This window comes from Brevundimonas sp. (assembly GCF_027487935.1).
Lineage (GTDB): Bacteria > Pseudomonadota > Alphaproteobacteria > Caulobacterales > Caulobacteraceae > Brevundimonas.
On sequence record NZ_JAIYCP010000010.1, the window covers coordinates 59,592 to 75,124 of the forward strand.

The following is a 15,533-nucleotide window of genomic DNA, read 5'->3' on the forward strand; positions in this document are numbered from 1 at the left end:
CGTGGGGCAGCCAGACCCGGGCGCGGCATAGACCCGGACGGCCTTGTTCAGGTCCGTCGCCTTTCAGGTGCGACAATTGGGAAGGCCGCAGGGTGACCCCGGCCGCAACCCCTCGTTAATCGACACGGTGCAACCTCGACCGGGTAACTTACCGGAAGACTCGCCATGTCGACCATCCAGACGTCCAGCTATCGCCGCCCACGCGACCATTTCGAGCCGCAGGATACCGACCCGCAAGACCAGCGGCGCCTGCGCGGCCTGCTCGAGCAGATTGACTATTCGGCCTTCGTCGCCAATCGCGAGGTCATCGGCCAGATGATCCCGAAAGTGGATGCGGCCATGTTTCAGAAGCTGGCCGTGCTGACGGCGACGGCCCGGGCGAAATGGGCCGTTGAAAGCCTGCGTCAGTCGGAATCAGGCGCTCCATCGACCCCAGACCAGATCGCACGACTGGCCGCGGCGCGGAACGCCTATGAAGAGCTGGGCGAGGCCTATGAGGCCCTGCGCCGGATGGTTGAGCGCGGCTATCTTACAGTCCGCTATCAGACAAGCTGAGGCCGGGTCGCAAACCGGAAGGTGATTTCGGTCGCAGCACCGGGGGCGGCAACCGGCCTGTCAGCCGGCGGCCCGGGCCAGCAGCCATCCACCCAACGCGAACACCGTCAGCGCTGCAAGGGCGATTCCGGCATAGAGCAGGGTCCGGTTGACCGGTCCGGGCCCAGGTCCGGCGTCGACGGGCGGCGCGGGGTGCGTGACGGGGTCCGCTGTGACCGCAACCGGTTGCGCCGGCGCGGTCGGGAGAACCGGCTCCGGCGGGGTCCCAGGGTTCGGCTCGACCGCCGGGACAGGAGCCGCGGTCAGACCGGGCGAGGCGGTGGCAGCGGTCCGGGCCGCGCCGGGAATCAACGAGCCGCTCAGGACTCCTGGCGAAAGCTGCATCGGCGCCGGTCCGGGCTGGGGGACGCCGCTTCGGGGAAGCGGGCCGACGCGGAACACGGTCGCGGGGGGACGACCCCAGACCACGGGTCTGCGAAAGGGCTGCGGGGTGCCGTTGAGCGGCTTGTCAGTGTCGGTGGGCATCAAAACTCCCGGGTCGGTCCCGGCGCGCTACATCAAATGCACAGGGGGGCCAAGCGGTTCGTCAATCCGGCGCATGGCGGAACCCGACGCCGGGGCCCTCAGTTTTTCAGCCGGTAGCCGGTGCGGAACATCCAGCCGACGATGGCCAGACAGACGAGCAGAAAGCCCAGGGTCGCGGCGAGGCTGATCCCGATACCGACATCGCCGGATCCATAGAAGGTCCAGCGGAAGCCCGAGATCAGATAGACCACCGGATTGAACAGGGTGATGGTGCGCCAGACCGGGGGCAGCATGTCGATCGAATAGAATGAGCCGCCGAGGAAGGTCAGGGGTGTGACCACCAGCATGGGAACCATCTGCAGCTGTTCAAAGCCGTTGGCCCAGATGCCGATAATGAAGCCGAAGAGACTGAAGGTGGTCGCGACCAGGATCAGGAAGGCCAGCATTTCGAGCGGATGCAGGATCCGCAAGGGGACGAACAGGGCTGCCGTGGCCAGGATGATCAGTCCCAGTACCGCCGATTTTGTCGCTGCCGCGCCGACATAGGCGAGGACGATCTCGAACGGACTCACCGGGGCGGACAGCAGCTCGTAGATGGTGCCGGTGAATTTCGGGAAATAGATGCCGAAGGAGGCGTTGAAGATCGACTGGGTGAACAGGCTGAGCATGATCAGGCCGGGCACGATGAAGGCGCCGTAGGCGACGCCGTCGATCTCGGTCATCCGGCTGCCGATCGCCGAGCCGAAGACGACGAAATACAGGGATGTGGTGATCACCGGCGTGACCAGGGACTGCCAGACGGTCCGCAGGGCGCGCGCCATCTCGAACCGGTAGATGGCCCAGACGCCGTAACCGTTGAAGGTCATGCTCATGCCGCCGCTCCCGTCGTCCGGTCGCCGTGAACGAGGCTGACGAAGATGTCCTCCAGCGAGCTCTGGCTGGTGTGCAGGTCCTTGAAGGCGATGCCGAGGTCCGAAAGCCTGCGCAGCAGGGACGGCACACCCGTGTTTTCGAGGTTGGAGTCGAAGACGTATTCCAGCTCATTGCCGTCCGCCCTGAGCGTCGGCGACCATTCGGCCAGTTCCGGCGGGATCGCGGCCAGGGGCTCCTGCAGGTTCAGCGTCAGGGTCTTCCGGCCCAGCTTCTTCATCAGGGCCGCGGTCTGTTCGACGAGGATCAGCTCGCCCTTCAGGATCACCCCGACCCGGTCGGCCATCTCTTCGGCCTCCTCGATATAGTGGGTGGTCAGGATGATGGTGACGCCCTTGTCGCGCAGACTGCGGACCAGGTTCCACATGTCGCGGCGCAGCTCGACATCGACCCCTGCGGTCGGCTCATCCAGGAACAGGATGTCGGGCTCGTGGCTCAGGGCCTTGGCGATCATCACCCGGCGCTTCATCCCGCCGGACAGGGTCATGATCCTGTCGTTGCGCTTGTCCCAGAGCGACAGGTCACGCAGCGTCTTTTCGATGTGTCCCGGGTCCGGAGCCTTGCCGAACAGGCCGCGGCTGAAGGTCACCGTGGCCAGAACGGTTTCGAAGGCGTCCGTGGTCAGCTCCTGGGGCACAAGGCCGATCTTCGACCGCGCCGCCCGATAGTCCTTGCGGATGTCATGGCCGTCGGCAACGACCGTGCCGGTCGTCGGGTTGACGATGCCGCAGACGATGGAGATCAGCGTCGTCTTGCCTGCGCCATTGGGCCCCAGCAGGGCGAAGATCTCGCCCTTGCCGATGGTCAGGTCTGTGGTCTTCAGGGCCTGCAGCCCCGATTTGTAGGTCTTGGTCAGACCCTGGATGGAAACAACCGGCTGCATAAGCGCCCTCCCGAGATGACGGCAGATATGCGTCCGGGTGTCGCACCTCAAGGGCCGCCGATAGGGGGGACCCGGGCGGGTCTCATCGCCTCCGGCCTGTTTTCCGCTATACAGGTTGCGCGTCCGCCCGCTCGGATGGTCGTGCGACCGGAATCCGCCCAGCCGACGCGTCCGTCCGGAACCGTTACCGTAACTGCCCGTTGAACCCCCTGTCGGAGACCGCCCCATGCAGATGAGAAACCTCGCCGCCGCCCTGGTTGTCACGGCAGCCCTGCCGTTGTCGGCATGCGTCACAGCCCCCGGGCCCGATGACGTCCGCGCGCCGGCACCGACCCGGGCCGTTGATCTGGATCGCTTCTATTCGGGTCGCTGGCTGGAGATCGCGCGCTTGCCGATGAGCCTGACGGACGGATGCGTGGCCGGTGCCACCAACTATGTCGTGGTCAATCCGACCCGGGTGGATGTTCGCGACACCTGCCAGGTGGATACGCCGCAGGGCCGTGAGAAGGCGATCGGGGGCCGGGGAGAGGTGCTGGATCCGGGCATGAACGCCAAGCTGCGGGTGCGCTACGTCGGTGGCCTGATCACCTGGGACTACTGGGTGCTGGATCGTGCGGATGACTACAGCTGGTTTATCTCGGCTGATCCGACGTTCGAGAAGCTCTGGATCTATACGCGCGAAGTTCCGGATGCGGCGGAACGCGAGGCCCTCGTCGCGCGCGCGGCGGCGCTGGGTTATGACGTCAGCCGTCTGGAATTCCCCGAGTTCTGATCCGCTCCTTCAAGGCCGTCCCATGATCCGTCCGAGAGTCTTCCTTGCCGCCTCCCTGCTGGCGTTTGCGCTCGCGGGCTGCGGAGGCCGGGAGGCGCTGGATCCCGCGGCAGGCTTTGGCCCGAACCCGACCCTTCCGCCGCCCCAGCTGTCGCTGTTCCCGCGGGTCAATGTGGCCGAGGCCGTGGGGTGGCCACAGGGGCGTATGCCGACGCCGGCCCGAGGCTTCCGGGTGCAGGCGTTCGCTTCCGGACTGGATCATCCGCGCTGGCTCTATCGCCTGCCCAACGGCGACATCCTGGTCGCCGAATCCAATGCACCGCCGAAGCCGGAGGGCCGGTCGGGAGGGCTTCGGGGCTGGATTGAGGGGCTGGTCATGAAACGGGCGGGAGCCCGGGCCCCCAGCGCGGACCGCATCACCCTGCTGCGTGACGCCGACGGGGACGGCGAAGCCGAGACGCGGACGGTGTTTCTTGAAAACCTGCGGTCACCCTTCGGCATGGCGCTGGTCGGGCAGACCCTTTACGTCGCCAATGCCGACGCCGTGGTCGCCTTTCCCTACCAGACGGGTCAGACGCAGATTTCTGCGGCCGGGCGGACGCTCGCGGCCTTGCCGGCGGGCCGGAACCACCACTGGACCAAGAGCCTGGTCGCCAGCCCGGACGGGCGGCGGCTGTATGTCGGCGTGGGATCCAATTCGAACATCGCCGAGCACGGCATGGCCGAGGAGGAAGGTCGCGCGGCCATCCATGAGATCGACATCGCCACCGGCGCGGGCCGCATCTTTGCGTCCGGCCTGCGCAATCCCGTCGGCCTGGCCTGGCAGCCGGACAGCGGCAAGCTCTGGGTCGCCGTGAATGAGCGCGATGAACTGGGCCATGATCTGGTGCCCGACTACATGACCTCGGTGACCCGGGACGGCTTCTATGGCTGGCCCTGGAGCTACTATGGCCAGATCGTCGATGCGCGGGTCGAACCGGCCAATCCGGAGATGGTCGCCCGGGCGCAGCGGCCCGACTATGCCCTGGGTGCGCACACGGCATCGCTGGGATTGACCTTCGGCGAAGGCGGACTGTTTGCCGCCCGTTATCGCGGCGGGGCCTTCGTGGGTCAGCACGGCTCTTGGAACCGCACGCCGCGCAATGGCTATCGGGTGATCTTTGTGCCGTTCGCGGGCGGGGTTCCGTCAGGGCTGCCGGAAGACCTTCTGGCCGGCTTCCTCAACGAAGAGGGTCAGGCGATGGGCCGGCCGGTCGGTGTGCAGTTTGACCGCGCGGGGGCGCTGCTGGTGGCGGACGACGTCGGCAATGTGATCTGGCGGGTCTCGCCTGCGGCCTGACGATCAACAATGAAAACCCCGGCGGATCCCTCCGCCGGGGTCTGTCTTAAGCCGTATTGCCGTTTCAGGCCCGCCCGGAACGGGGCGGTCGGCTTCAGAAGCTGGCGACTTCCGAGATCGAAAGGACAGCCGGTTGGGGATCGCCACTGCCATAGGTGCCGACCCAGATTTCATAGCGACCGGCATTTGATCCGAGGGTGACCAGTGGGTTGGTGTCTTCACCCGAGTCATCGTCGCAGTACCATTCGCCGTTCGGGCCGTTCACCACCAGGGTGGTGTCGCTTCGGGAAAGCACCGAAATCATGATGTTCAGCGAGCCCTTGCCGCTCCAGTAGAAGCGGAAGTCCGGTGCGTTGGTGATATAGCCCGAGCAGCCGCTGCCGGCATTGGTGGCGCTGATGCTGCCGCCGGCGCGCAGGCTGACCAGATGCGGATCCGGTTGAAAGCCGGGTGCCAGGGAAATGTCGCCATAGTTCGGGCTGGCGTTGAAGTCCTGGGCCGCGACGGGCCCGGCGAGCGCCAGGGCGCAGACGGCAGTCAGAAGATATTTCATCGGTTTTGTCCCCTCCGGATCGTTCCGGCCCCGCGCCGCCAATCCGCGTTGCGTGATTAAGCCTTGTCGTGTGGCGTTCTACAAGCGGCCGTCAGACTTCGGCGGGTTCGCTCCCGGAACCGCCGCATCGGCGCCACGCCGACGCACAAACCGGCGGCTTTTTGCAAGGAAAGGCTTCTGTGATTCGCCTGCCGGTTGACCGGGACGGGCGGCTTGTTCATCACCGGGACAGGGGCGGCTGCCTGCGGAGCGATGACGACGATGGGTCTGATGGCGAACATCAAGCGCAACCTGCGCTTCGCCAAGGGGCTGGGCCGTCTGCTCAAGCGCATCAAGCCCGTCGAGCTGGACAGTGCCGATCTGGTCTGTGACGACTGGGAAGAGGCCGTTGACCAGTTTGGCGAGCGGATAGCGATCCGGGACGACCGTCGCGCGGTGACCTATCGCGAGCTTGACGCCATGGCCAACCGCTTCGGCCACTGGGCCCAGAGTCGGCGGCTCAAGCGCGGGGACACCATCGCCCTGGTGATGCTCAACCGGGCCGAATACATCGCCGCCTGGCTGGGGTTTTCCAAGGTCGGCGTCGCTACGGCCCTGATCAACACCAATCTGACCGGCCACGCCCTGGCCCACTGCCTCTCCATTTCCAATGCCTCGCAGGTGGTGTCGGACGAGGATTGCTGGAAACGCGTCGAGGATGCACGGGCCCTGTCCGGGCGCAACCTGATGCTCTGGGTCCTGGGGCTGGGTGATGAGGACGAGGCGGATTCCCGGCGTGGGCTCGACAAGCCTGTTCGTAGCGGCTCTTCCGTGCGCCCGGCCCGATCCGCCCGCGCGGGCCTGACCAATCGCGATACGGCCCTTTATATCTACACCTCCGGCACCACGGGCCTGCCAAAGGCCGCCAAGGTCACCCATGCCCGGGCGCGCACCTATATGCGGGCCTTCGCAGGCGCGACGGGCGCGACGGGCAAGGACGTCACCTTCAACGTCCTGCCCCTCTATCATGCGACCGGCGGATTGGTGGGCGTGGGGCCGGCCCTGTTGAACGGTGGTCAGCTGGTCCTGCGCAAACGATTTTCGGCGACGAATTTCTGGCCGGACGTAAAGGCCTCGGGTGCCACCCTTTTCGTCTATATCGGTGAGCTGTGCCGCTATCTGGTCAACTGCCCCGAAAACCCGGACGAACGGTCGCACAAGCTCCGTCTGGCCTTCGGAAACGGTCTGAGGCCCGATGTCTGGACTGACTTTCAGAAGCGGTTTGCCGTGCCGGACATCTTCGAATTTTACGGCTCGACCGAGGGCAATGTCTCGGTGTTCAATTTCGACGGCAAGCCGGGCGCCATCGGCCGCGTGCCGGGATTTCTGAAGAACAAGATCAATTTCCGCCTTGTCCGGTTCGACCTGGAGACGGAGGAGCCGGTTCGCGGCCCTGACGGCCTGTGTCAGCTGGTCAGGGCAAATGAGGTCGGCGAGGCGATCGGCCGGATCGGTGACGATCCGCGTCACGCGTATTCGGGCTATGCCGACAAGGCGGCCTCGGAGAAGAAGATCCTGCGCGACGTCTTTGTCCGCGGCGACCGCTGGTTTCGCACCGGCGATCTGATGAAGCAGGACAGCGAGGGCTATGTCTATTTCATCGACCGGATCGGCGACACCTACCGCTGGAAGGGCGAGAACGTCTCGACCGCCGAGGTTGAACAACGGCTGACCGACGCGCCGGGTGTGAAAGAGGTCATCGCCTATGGTGTTCCGGTGCCGGGACATGAGGGCAAGGCCGGCATGGTCGCCCTGGTCGTCGAGGGTCGTTTCGCCGCCAAACCTTTCGCCGACTGGGTCGACCGGGAGCTGCCGGCCTATGCGCGCCCCGCCTTCGTGCGTCTGATCAAGGCGGCCGACACCACCGGAACCTTCAAATACAAGAAGGTCGATCTGGTCGCAGACGGGTTTGATCCGGACAGGATCGACGGTCCCCTCTACGTCCGGGGCGGAAAGAATGGCTACGCCAGATTAAGCGAGGCGGCGCGCACGGCGATCATGAACGGCGAAACCCGCTTCTAGGGCGCGGTTCGCAACCGCCCCTTAATCAATAACAGCGAAGGTGCGGGCCTCCCACGCTCAGGACGCCCCGGCTTTTCATGTTCCAGATCATCGGCATTGTCCTCCTGTTCGGCATGGTGTTCGGCGGTTACACTATCGCCGGCGGCAAGATGGGCGTGATCCTGCACTCCCTGCCCTATGAGATGATGATGATCGGCGGATCCGCGGTGGCGGCGCTGGTCATGTCCAACTCGGTTGGGACCCTCAAGGGTGTGGGTGGTGGTCTGGGCAAGGTCTTCGCCGGGCCCAAATGGAAGAAGCAGGACTACAAGGACCTGCTGAGCCTGCTGTTCCAGCTCACGAAGACGATGAAATCAAAGGGTGTCATCGCCCTCGAAAGCCACATCGAAAAGCCGGGCGACAGCACCATCTTCCAGAAATATCCAAAGGTGCTGAAGGACCATTTCGCCACCGACTTCATCTGCGACACCCTGCGGATGATGACCATGAACCTCGAGGATCCTCACCAGATCGAGGATGTCATGGAAAAGCAGCTGGAGAAGCATCACCACGAGGCCCTCGGGCCGGCGCATGCGCTGCAGAACATGGCCGACGCCCTTCCGGCGCTGGGCATCGTCGCGGCCGTGCTGGGGGTGATCAAGACCATGGCGGCGATCACCGAGCCGCCTGAGGTGCTGGGCGGCATGATCGGCGGCGCCCTGGTCGGTACCTTCCTGGGCGTCTTCCTGGCCTATGGCCTGGTGGGTCCGCTGGCGGCGCGCCTGACCCAGATCGTTGATGAGGAGGGCGCCTACTACAAGATCATCCGGTCGGTGCTGGTCGCCCATCTGCACGGCAATGCCGCCCAGATCTCTGTCGAAATCGGCCGCGGCGACATTCCCTCCTCGGCCCAGCCGTCCTTCCTCGAGATGGAAGAATCGCTGTCCGCTGCGCCGACGGACGCCTGACCGGTCTGAATAGGGTCTGATCCGGCGACGGCCCCGGCATCAGCCGGAACGATTCGCCGGACGGGGGAAGTCTTCGCGACTCGCGAGATTCGCTGACCCCCACGCCGGAAGCGCGACAGGCGCGAAGACGATACGGTCGCTGTTTCGCCCTGCCGATCACACCGGTTCACGAATACGTGAGAATTGGGCTTGGCTTTCGCTCACGTTCCCGTTATCTCCGGAACTGCGAGGAGTTCATGACCTCGTTTGACCCTTCTGAAGGAATAAAACTATGCGCATCACCGCTCTGGTCGCCGCTTCGGTCGCCGCTCTGGCCCTGGCCGCCTGCACCCCCGCCGCCGACAAGGCTGAAGAAGCTCCGGCCGCTGACGCCGCTGCTGAAGCCCCGGCTGCCGACGCCGCCATGGCCCCGGCTGCTGACGCCGCTGCCCCGGCTGCCGACGCCGCTGCCGCCCCGGCCGCCGACGCCGCTGCCGCTCCGGCTGCCGACGCCGCTGCCCCGGCCGCCGCTCACTAATACGAGCGACATCATTCGGGCCTTCGGGCCTGATGAAGGAAGGGCCGTCCCGAAAGGGGCGGCCCTTTTTCCTTGTCCGGTGCGCAGGAGCGCGCGGCAGATGGGCGCTATTTAACTTGCAGGGGTTCGCCGGCGCTCGTTATCCAGTGCCCCGGGACGTCCCCGTCCACCGATTTCAAAGGAGCCATCCGATGCGTATCACCGCCCTGATCGTGGCCGCCGCCGCGGCTCTGACCGTGTCCGCCTGCCAGAAGGCCGAGGAAAAGGCCGAAGGCGCCTCGACCGAAGCCGCCGAGGCGGCCGGCGTGGCCGACCCGGCCGCCGCCAACACCAGCATCGACCAGGCTGCAGCTGACGCCAGGGCCGCTGCGGATGCCGCCGCCGCGGCGGAACTCGCGCCCGCGGCCGCCGGTGGCACCGCTCCGGCCGCAGCGGCGGCCACCCCGGCCCCCGCAGCAGCAGCTGCGCCGGCCGCTCCGGCGGCAGCCCACTAGACCCGGCACCGAAAGCTGACCAACGGCTAGCGCCGACGGACAGGGGCCGCTCTTCGGAGCGGTCCTTTTTCGTTGCGCCGCAGCCCAGGCCGTATAGGCCGTGGCCAATGGTTGAAGACCGCGCGCCCCAACTGATCTGGACTGAGGACGGTTCGCCGCGTTCGGGGCGATTCGGCGATGTCTATTTCTCGCAGCAGGACGGGTTGGCCGAAGCGCGCGCGGTCTTCCTCGCGGGGTGCGGCCTGCCGACGGCATGGGCGGGGCGCCGTCGATTTTGTGTGGCTGAACTGGGGTTCGGCACGGGGCTGAACATTGCGGCCCTGCTGGACCTGTGGCGTCGTGAGGGGCCGGCTGAGGGGCATTTGAGCGTCTTCTCGGTGGAAGGCTTCCCGCTGGGCCGCGAAGAGGCCGGGCGCGCCCTGGAAGCCTGGCCGGAACTGGCCAGCGTGACGCAGGCGCTGCTGGATGTGTGGCCCCAGGCGACGCCGGGGTTTCATCGCCTTGACCTGCCCGACTTCAATGCAACGCTGGACCTGGCGATCGGCGATGTCGGCTGGGCCCTGTCGCAGTGGACGGGACAGGCGGACGCCTGGTTCCTCGACGGTTTTGCACCCTCGACCAATCCGGAGATGTGGTCGGACGCGGTGCTGGACGGCATCGCGGCCCGATCGGCTCCGGGTGCACGGGCCGCGACCTTCACGGTTGCCGGAGCCGTACGCCGGGGGCTGTCCGGGCGGGGCTTCTCCGTCGACAAGCGCCCGGGCCACGGACGAAAGCGGGAACGGCTGGAAGCGCGCCTGCCGGGCCCCGCCGCCGACTCACCCCGGATCCCGTCGGTGGCGGTGATCGGGGCCGGGATCGCGGGGGCAGCGCTGGTGCGGGCCTTCGCCGCGCTCGGCGTGCCAGCGACGGTGATTGAGGCCGAGGGGTCCGGTGCCGGAGCCTCCGGCTTTCCCACGGCGCTTGTGACCCCGCGGCTCGATGCCGGGGATGCCGGGATCGCCGCGCTCCATGCCCAGGCGCTGTCGCGGGCGGCGGCCCTGTACGCCCCCCTGCCCGGAGCCGTGGTCGGGACAGGCGTGCTCCAGCTTGAACAGATGCCCCGTGACGCCGTGCGCTACGCCAGGGTCGCGGGTCAGCCGATCTGGGCCGACGGGGCGATGGAGGTTCGCGATGCCGCCGCCTGCGCCGCCGGTCTGGGCGAGCCGGTGGGGTGCGGCGGCCTGTGGATGCGCGATGCCATGGCGGTCCGACCTGCCGCCGTGCTTGAGGCCTGGCTGGGTCCGGCGGAACGGATCACCGCCACCGTTGTACGGATCGAGGCGACCGAAGGCGGCTGGCAGCTGCGGGATGCGACAGACGCCGTCGTCCTGGAGGCCGGGATCGTGGTGGTCGCGGCCGGCTGGGGGAGCGCGGGGCTGATCCCGTGTCTGGCGCTGGCACCGGTCCGCGGTCAGGCGAATTGGGTAGAGGGTGTTCAGACAGGCCCGGTCGCCTGGGGGGGCTATGCCGTTCCAACGGGGTCCGGCCTGCTGTTTGGCGCGACCCATGACCGGGGCGAGACCGACGGCGGGCCCTCGGACGAGGCCACGGCGCGCAATCTGGAGACGGTCGCGTCCCGTCTGCCGGAGTTGGCGGCGCGGATCGCAGCGGCCGGTCCGGTTCAGGCCCGGACGGCGGTGCGCGCGACCACGCCTGACCGGCTGCCGCTGGCCGGGGCGGTGCCGGGCACCGACGGCCTGTTCATGCTCGGCGGGCTTGGTTCGCGCGGCTTCTGCGTTGCGCCCCTGCTGGCCGAGCACGTCGCGGCCCTGGCGACGGGGGCACCGTCGCCATTGCCGGCAGACCTGGCCACCCGTATCTCGCCCTTGCGAACCGCCGCCCTTGCGACCCTTGCGCAACCGGTCGGCAGGGTGGAGGTTTGAGCGTCCGGTTCCTTGAGGAGACCAACCCCATGCGCACCCTCGCCTTCGCCGCTCTCGGCCTCCTGACGTTTGCGGCGTCCTGCGCGCCTGTCGCGGGCGACGACATGGCCGGAGCCGCGCCGCCGCGCGCCCGCCAGTGTTTCAGCGTCCGCCAGGTCGATAATTTCAAACAGGGCCGCCCGGATCAGGTCTTCCTGCGGGTGGGCCGTAACGACGTCTATGAGCTGAACGCCGTCGGCGGCTGCCCGGACATGGATTTTGCCGTCCAGATGGCCCTGATTCCGGACGGCGGCATGGTCAGCGAGCGGCTGTGCACGGACGACTGGGCCCGGATCGTGGTGCCGGGATCGACGTCCCAGACCTCGGTCTGCCGCGTTCGGGTCAGCCGCAAACTGACGGCCGAAGAGATCGCCGCCCTGCCACCGCGTCACCGGCCCTAGAGTCTCTGGGCGTAGCCGAGGCGCTGGTTGAGCTTGTCGATCAGATCGATGGCTGTGTCGGCGACCACCGAGCCGGGCGGATAGACGGCGGCGGCACCCATGTCGATCAGGGTCTGGATGTCCGACGGCGGGATGACGCCGCCGACCACGATCATGATGTCGGGACGTCCCAGCTTCTCCAGCTCGGCCTTGAGTTCCGGCACGAGCGTCAGGTGGCCGGCTGCCAGGGATGAGGCACCGACAGCGTGGACATTGGCGGCCACGGCGTCGCGTGCGGCCTCGGCCGGGGTCTGGAACAGCGCCCCGGCGGTGGCCTCAAGTCCCAGGTCGCCATAGGCGGTGGCGATGACCTTCTGGCCCCGGTCGTGGCCGTCCTGGCCAAGCTTGGCGATCAGGATGCGCGGCGGTCCCCCGTCGTTGTCGACGAAGGCGGCGACCATGTCGCGCGCGCGTGAGATCTTCGGATCGTTCCCGGCCTCGCGGGCATAGACGCCGCGCGCGGTCTTCACCGTCGCCACATGGCGGCCGAAGGCGGCTTCCAGCGCATCGGAAATCTCGCCGACGGTCGCAAAGGCGCGGGCCGCCCGGACCGACAGTTCGAGCAGATTGGCATTCCCCCTGGCGCCCTCGGTCAGGGCGTCGAGGGCGGCCTGCGTCTTCGCCTCATCGCGTTCGGCGCGCAGGCGTTTCAGCTTGTCGATCTGGGCCGCGAGCACGGCGGCGTTGTCGACCTTGAGCATGGGGATATCGTCGACCGCGTCTGACAGATAGCGGTTCACCCCCACGACGGTCTGCTGGCCCGTGTCGATCCGCGCCTGCGTCCGGGCCGCGGCTTCCTCGATCCGCATCTTGGGCACGCCGGCCTCGATGGCCTTTGCCATGCCGCCCAGGGCCTCGACCTCGGCCATCAGGACGCGGGCCTTGCTGGCCAGTTCGTGTGTCAGGCGTTCGACATAGAAGCTGCCGCCCCAGGGATCGATGACCTTCGTCAGGCCGGTCTCCATCTGCAGCAGCAGCTGGGTGTTGCGGGCGATCCGGGCCGAGAAGTCGGTCGGCAGGGCCAGGGCCTCGTCCAGGGCATTGGTGTGCAGGCTCTGGGTCTGGCCGCCGGCCGCGGCCATGGCCTCGACCATGGTGCGGGGCACATTGTTGAACACATCCTGCGCCGCCAGCGACCAGCCGGAGGTCTGGCAGTGGGCGCGCAGCGACAGGGAGCGGGGGTCCTTTGCGCCGAATTTCGACACGGCCTCGGCCCACAGCAGGCGACCGGCGCGCAGCTTGGCCACCTCCATGAAATAGTTCATGCCGATGGCCCAGAAGAAGCTGAGCCGGGGCGCGAACCGGTCCACGTCCATGCCCGCCGCCACGCCCGCCTTCAGATATTCGACGCCGTCGGCGAGGGTGTAGGCCAGCTCCAGATCGGCCGAGGCCCCGGCCTCCTGCATATGGTAGCCGCTGATCGAGATGGAGTTGAATTTCGGCGTGTGCTCTGCGGTCCAGGCGAAGATGTCCGACACGATCCGCATCGAGGGTTCTGGCGGATAGATGTAGGTGTTGCGGACCATGAACTCCTTGAGGATGTCGTTCTGGATGGTCCCGGTCAGGGCCGCGTGCGGCACGCCCTGTTCCTCGGCGGCGACGACATAGAGGGCCAGGATCGGCAGGACGGCGCCGTTCATGGTCATCGACACCGACATCTGGTCCAGCGGAATGCCGTCGAACAGGGTACGCATGTCATGGATGCTGTCGATGGCCACGCCGGCCATGCCGACATCGCCCTTCACCCGCGGGTGGTCTGAGTCATAACCCCGGTGGGTCGCCAGGTCGAAGGCGATCGACAGCCCCTTCTGACCGGCGGCGAGGTTGCGGCGATAGAAGGCGTTGGATGCCTCGGCGGTCGAGAAGCCGGCATACTGGCGGATGGTCCAGGGATTACCCGCATACATGGTCGGATAGGGGCCACGCACAAAGGGGGCGATGCCGGGCAGGCCGTGGATGAAGTCGAGCCCCTCGATGGCGTCGGGACCATAGGCGGTCGCGACGGTCAAGCCCTCGGGCGTCTGCCAGGCGTCACGTGCAGGACCGGGACCGGTCGGGCCGAGGTCGAGCTGGACCTTTGCGAAATCGGGGAAGCTCATTGGCCGGCCTCCCGCTGCTGCGTCTCGAACGGCGCGGCGAAGCGGATCGGGATCAATGGATCGCAAACGTCGCCGCCGCCGGGGTAGACCGGGGCGGGATCCGCCTCAAACGGCGCAGGCCGGGGCGCGGGATCGACGAATTTCGTCACCCCCACCAGCTGGGAGGCGCCGGTCGCCAGTGCGGCTTCGCGTTCGGCGCGGGCGGCGGCCACGCGGCCCTGCAGGCTGCCGGCCCTCAGGGAGCCGATCAGCCCGCCCTCGCCCTCGATCCGCTGGAACTCGGCCCATCCGGCCTCCGCGAGATCCCGGGTGCGGGCGTCGAGGAACCACGACCCGGCGGCCGGATCATCGACCCGGCCGAGATGGGCTTCTTCCATCAGCACGGCCTGGGTGTTGCGGGCCTGCCGCCGGGCGAAGGCGTCGGAACGGCCATTGGCGCGGGAAAGACCGTCCAGCACCACGGCGTCGGCCCCGCCGACCGCCCCGGCATAACCCGCGGCCGCCAGGCGCAGCAGGTTGGGCCAGGGATCGTGCGCCGACAGCATCCGCCGCGAGGATCGCGCCTCGATCACGGCCGGAGTCTCGATCCCGAAGGCCCGCGTGAGGGTACGCCACATCAGCCGCAGGGCCCTGACCTTGGCGAGGCCGTCAAAGTATTCCTGATCCAGCGAGACGCCGAGGACGGTGCCCTTCAGCGCTGCCTCGACCGTCATGCCCGCCGCCACCGCGGCCTTGACGAGGGCTGCGGCGTTGGCCGCGGCAAACCCCAGTTCCTGTCCGATCGACCCGCCCGCCTCGTGCACGACGCGCCCGCCGGCCAGAAAGAAGGTCGCCTCGGGATAGGCTCCGGCATGGCGGGCCGCCGTATTGGCGGCCAGCAGCAGATGTTCGTCGATCGCTCGCGGGGCCATGCCGGCTTCCGCGAAGGCCGAGAGCGGGTCCATGTGAAACATGAGCCGGGCGCGGGGTGAGCCCTTGGCCGCAACCGCCAGCGCATTGGCCGCCTCCGGTCCGTCAATCCCGGCGTCCAGTCCGACCGGTGCCAGCTCCAGGGCGACGCCGTCCAGCGCGCGGCCGAGGGGTTCGGAGTCGGCCAGAACGGCCCCCTTCAGCAGCACCGAGGCCGCCCCGCCCACAAGGTCGGCGAGGACGGCGGTGTTGACGGTCGCCGGGTCTTCGCCCTCGACCAGGGTCCGGACATCCCAGGCGCGTCCCTCGGCATCTGACGGTCGGGGCGCCGACAGGGCCGCACCACCGGTCGCGGCGGCATAGAGGGGCCGGATCGCCAGGCCGTCGGAGTCGAGGTGAACCAGACTTTCCAGCGATCGGCCCTTCAGGGCCTTTTCGGCCAGACCGCGCCAGTCGGCAGGGGAGGGGTCGGGAAACAGGTCGGACATGAGGCCTGTAATGCGTCGCCGCGCCGTTCCGGTCCAGCCCGGTCGTCGTCACCGGAG

Annotated in this window: 15 protein-coding genes; 9 read left to right on the forward strand and 6 right to left on the reverse strand. The window is 67.6% G+C overall.

Annotation, left to right across the window (positions count from 1 at the left end):
* The first annotated feature begins 165 nt into the window (after positions 1–165).
* Positions 166–555 (forward strand): hypothetical protein, encoded by a 390-nt coding sequence (locus Q0053_RS04280; RefSeq protein ID WP_298096504.1) that lies wholly within the window; start codon positions 166–168, stop codon positions 553–555.
* Positions 556–615: 60 nt separating this feature from the next.
* Here the strand turns inward: Q0053_RS04280 and Q0053_RS04285 are convergent, their stop codons facing one another.
* The 3 genes from Q0053_RS04285 to Q0053_RS04295 form a co-directional block, all read right to left on the reverse strand.
* A complete protein-coding gene (locus Q0053_RS04285; protein WP_298096507.1) occupies positions 616–939 on the reverse strand; it encodes a hypothetical protein in 324 nt (107 codons plus the stop codon).
* A 239-nt stretch (positions 940–1,178) separates the two neighbouring features.
* Positions 1,179–1,946: an ABC transporter permease gene (locus tag Q0053_RS04290; protein WP_298096906.1), complete on the reverse strand. Its 768-nt coding sequence runs from the start codon at positions 1,944–1,946 to the stop codon at positions 1,179–1,181.
* Positions 1,947–1,948: 2 nt separating this feature from the next.
* The gene (locus Q0053_RS04295; RefSeq protein WP_298096510.1) at positions 1,949–2,893 is read right to left on the reverse strand and encodes an ABC transporter ATP-binding protein; all 945 of its coding nucleotides are present in this window, start codon (positions 2,891–2,893) and stop codon (positions 1,949–1,951) included.
* A 226-nt stretch (positions 2,894–3,119) separates the two neighbouring features.
* Here Q0053_RS04295 and Q0053_RS04300 point away from each other — a divergent pair, with 226 nt between their 5' ends.
* Positions 3,120–3,665, forward strand: a complete 546-nt coding sequence (locus tag Q0053_RS04300) for a lipocalin family protein (RefSeq protein WP_298096513.1) — start codon at positions 3,120–3,122, stop codon at positions 3,663–3,665.
* A gap of 22 nt (positions 3,666–3,687) precedes the next feature.
* Positions 3,688–5,004, forward strand: a complete 1,317-nt coding sequence (locus Q0053_RS04305) for a sorbosone dehydrogenase family protein (RefSeq protein WP_298096516.1) — start codon at positions 3,688–3,690, stop codon at positions 5,002–5,004.
* A 94-nt stretch (positions 5,005–5,098) separates the two neighbouring features.
* On the opposite strand, the gene Q0053_RS04310 is transcribed toward Q0053_RS04305, so the two are convergent.
* Entirely contained in the window at positions 5,099–5,557 is a 459-nt protein-coding gene (locus Q0053_RS04310) for a peptidase S1 (RefSeq protein ID WP_298096519.1), read from the reverse strand.
* 261 nt (positions 5,558–5,818) lie between these two features.
* Between Q0053_RS04310 and Q0053_RS04315 the strand changes: the two genes are divergently transcribed.
* From Q0053_RS04315 to Q0053_RS04340, 6 genes are all read left to right on the forward strand, one after another.
* Positions 5,819–7,618, forward strand: a complete 1,800-nt coding sequence (locus Q0053_RS04315) for a long-chain-acyl-CoA synthetase (protein WP_298096522.1) — start codon at positions 5,819–5,821, stop codon at positions 7,616–7,618.
* Between the two features lie 77 nt (positions 7,619–7,695).
* Entirely contained in the window at positions 7,696–8,565 is an 870-nt protein-coding gene (gene motA / locus Q0053_RS04320; RefSeq protein WP_298096524.1) for a flagellar motor stator protein MotA, read from the forward strand.
* Positions 8,566–8,836: 271 nt separating this feature from the next.
* On the forward strand, positions 8,837–9,082 hold the full coding sequence (locus Q0053_RS04325) for a hypothetical protein (protein ID WP_298096531.1): 246 nt from the start codon (positions 8,837–8,839) through the stop codon (positions 9,080–9,082).
* Between the two features lie 191 nt (positions 9,083–9,273).
* Positions 9,274–9,576, forward strand: coding sequence for a hypothetical protein (locus Q0053_RS04330; protein ID WP_298096534.1), 303 nt, complete (start codon positions 9,274–9,276; stop codon positions 9,574–9,576).
* Between the two features lie 107 nt (positions 9,577–9,683).
* On the forward strand, positions 9,684–11,501 hold the full coding sequence (mnmD, locus tag Q0053_RS04335; RefSeq protein WP_298096537.1) for a tRNA (5-methylaminomethyl-2-thiouridine)(34)-methyltransferase MnmD: 1,818 nt from the start codon (positions 9,684–9,686) through the stop codon (positions 11,499–11,501).
* Between the two features lie 29 nt (positions 11,502–11,530).
* Positions 11,531–11,941 (forward strand): DUF6491 family protein, encoded by a 411-nt coding sequence (locus tag Q0053_RS04340; protein ID WP_298096540.1) that lies wholly within the window; start codon positions 11,531–11,533, stop codon positions 11,939–11,941.
* On the opposite strand, the gene scpA is transcribed toward Q0053_RS04340, so the two are convergent.
* A complete protein-coding gene (scpA, locus tag Q0053_RS04345) occupies positions 11,938–14,079 on the reverse strand; it encodes a methylmalonyl-CoA mutase (RefSeq protein WP_298096543.1) in 2,142 nt (713 codons plus the stop codon). The genes Q0053_RS04340 and scpA overlap by 4 nt on opposite strands.
* Positions 14,076–15,476 (reverse strand): methylmalonyl-CoA mutase family protein, encoded by a 1,401-nt coding sequence (locus tag Q0053_RS04350; protein ID WP_298096545.1) that lies wholly within the window; start codon positions 15,474–15,476, stop codon positions 14,076–14,078. Before Q0053_RS04350 ends, scpA begins: the two co-directional genes overlap by 4 nt.
* Positions 15,477–15,533 lie beyond the last annotated feature (57 nt).

What these genes read in the sequence shown, in the direction of transcription:
- Q0053_RS04340 (WP_298096540.1), top strand. Translation starts at nt 11,531, where the DNA reads ATGCGCACCCTCGCCTTCGCCGCTCTCGGCCTCCTGACGTTTGCGGCG.
- Q0053_RS04300 (WP_298096513.1), top strand. Translation starts at nt 3,120, where the DNA reads ATGCAGATGAGAAACCTCGCCGCCGCCCTGGTTGTCACGGCAGCCCTG.
- Q0053_RS04285 (WP_298096507.1), bottom strand. Translation starts at nt 939, where the DNA reads ATGCAGCTTTCGCCAGGAGTCCTGAGCGGCTCGTTGATTCCCGGCGCG.
- Q0053_RS04310 (WP_298096519.1), bottom strand. Translation starts at nt 5,557, where the DNA reads ATGAAATATCTTCTGACTGCCGTCTGCGCCCTGGCGCTCGCCGGGCCC.
- Q0053_RS04350 (WP_298096545.1), bottom strand. Translation starts at nt 15,476, where the DNA reads ATGTCCGACCTGTTTCCCGACCCCTCCCCTGCCGACTGGCGCGGTCTG.
- Q0053_RS04315 (WP_298096522.1), top strand. Translation starts at nt 5,819, where the DNA reads ATGGGTCTGATGGCGAACATCAAGCGCAACCTGCGCTTCGCCAAGGGG.
- mnmD (WP_298096537.1), top strand. Translation starts at nt 9,684, where the DNA reads ATGGTTGAAGACCGCGCGCCCCAACTGATCTGGACTGAGGACGGTTCG.
- Q0053_RS04305 (WP_298096516.1), top strand. Translation starts at nt 3,688, where the DNA reads ATGATCCGTCCGAGAGTCTTCCTTGCCGCCTCCCTGCTGGCGTTTGCG.
- scpA (WP_298096543.1), bottom strand. Translation starts at nt 14,079, where the DNA reads ATGAGCTTCCCCGATTTCGCAAAGGTCCAGCTCGACCTCGGCCCGACC.
- Q0053_RS04330 (WP_298096534.1), top strand. Translation starts at nt 9,274, where the DNA reads ATGCGTATCACCGCCCTGATCGTGGCCGCCGCCGCGGCTCTGACCGTG.
- Q0053_RS04280 (WP_298096504.1), top strand. Translation starts at nt 166, where the DNA reads ATGTCGACCATCCAGACGTCCAGCTATCGCCGCCCACGCGACCATTTC.
- Q0053_RS04325 (WP_298096531.1), top strand. Translation starts at nt 8,837, where the DNA reads ATGCGCATCACCGCTCTGGTCGCCGCTTCGGTCGCCGCTCTGGCCCTG.
- motA (WP_298096524.1), top strand. Translation starts at nt 7,696, where the DNA reads ATGTTCCAGATCATCGGCATTGTCCTCCTGTTCGGCATGGTGTTCGGC.
- Q0053_RS04290 (WP_298096906.1), bottom strand. Translation starts at nt 1,946, where the DNA reads ATGACCTTCAACGGTTACGGCGTCTGGGCCATCTACCGGTTCGAGATG.
- Q0053_RS04295 (WP_298096510.1), bottom strand. Translation starts at nt 2,893, where the DNA reads ATGCAGCCGGTTGTTTCCATCCAGGGTCTGACCAAGACCTACAAATCG.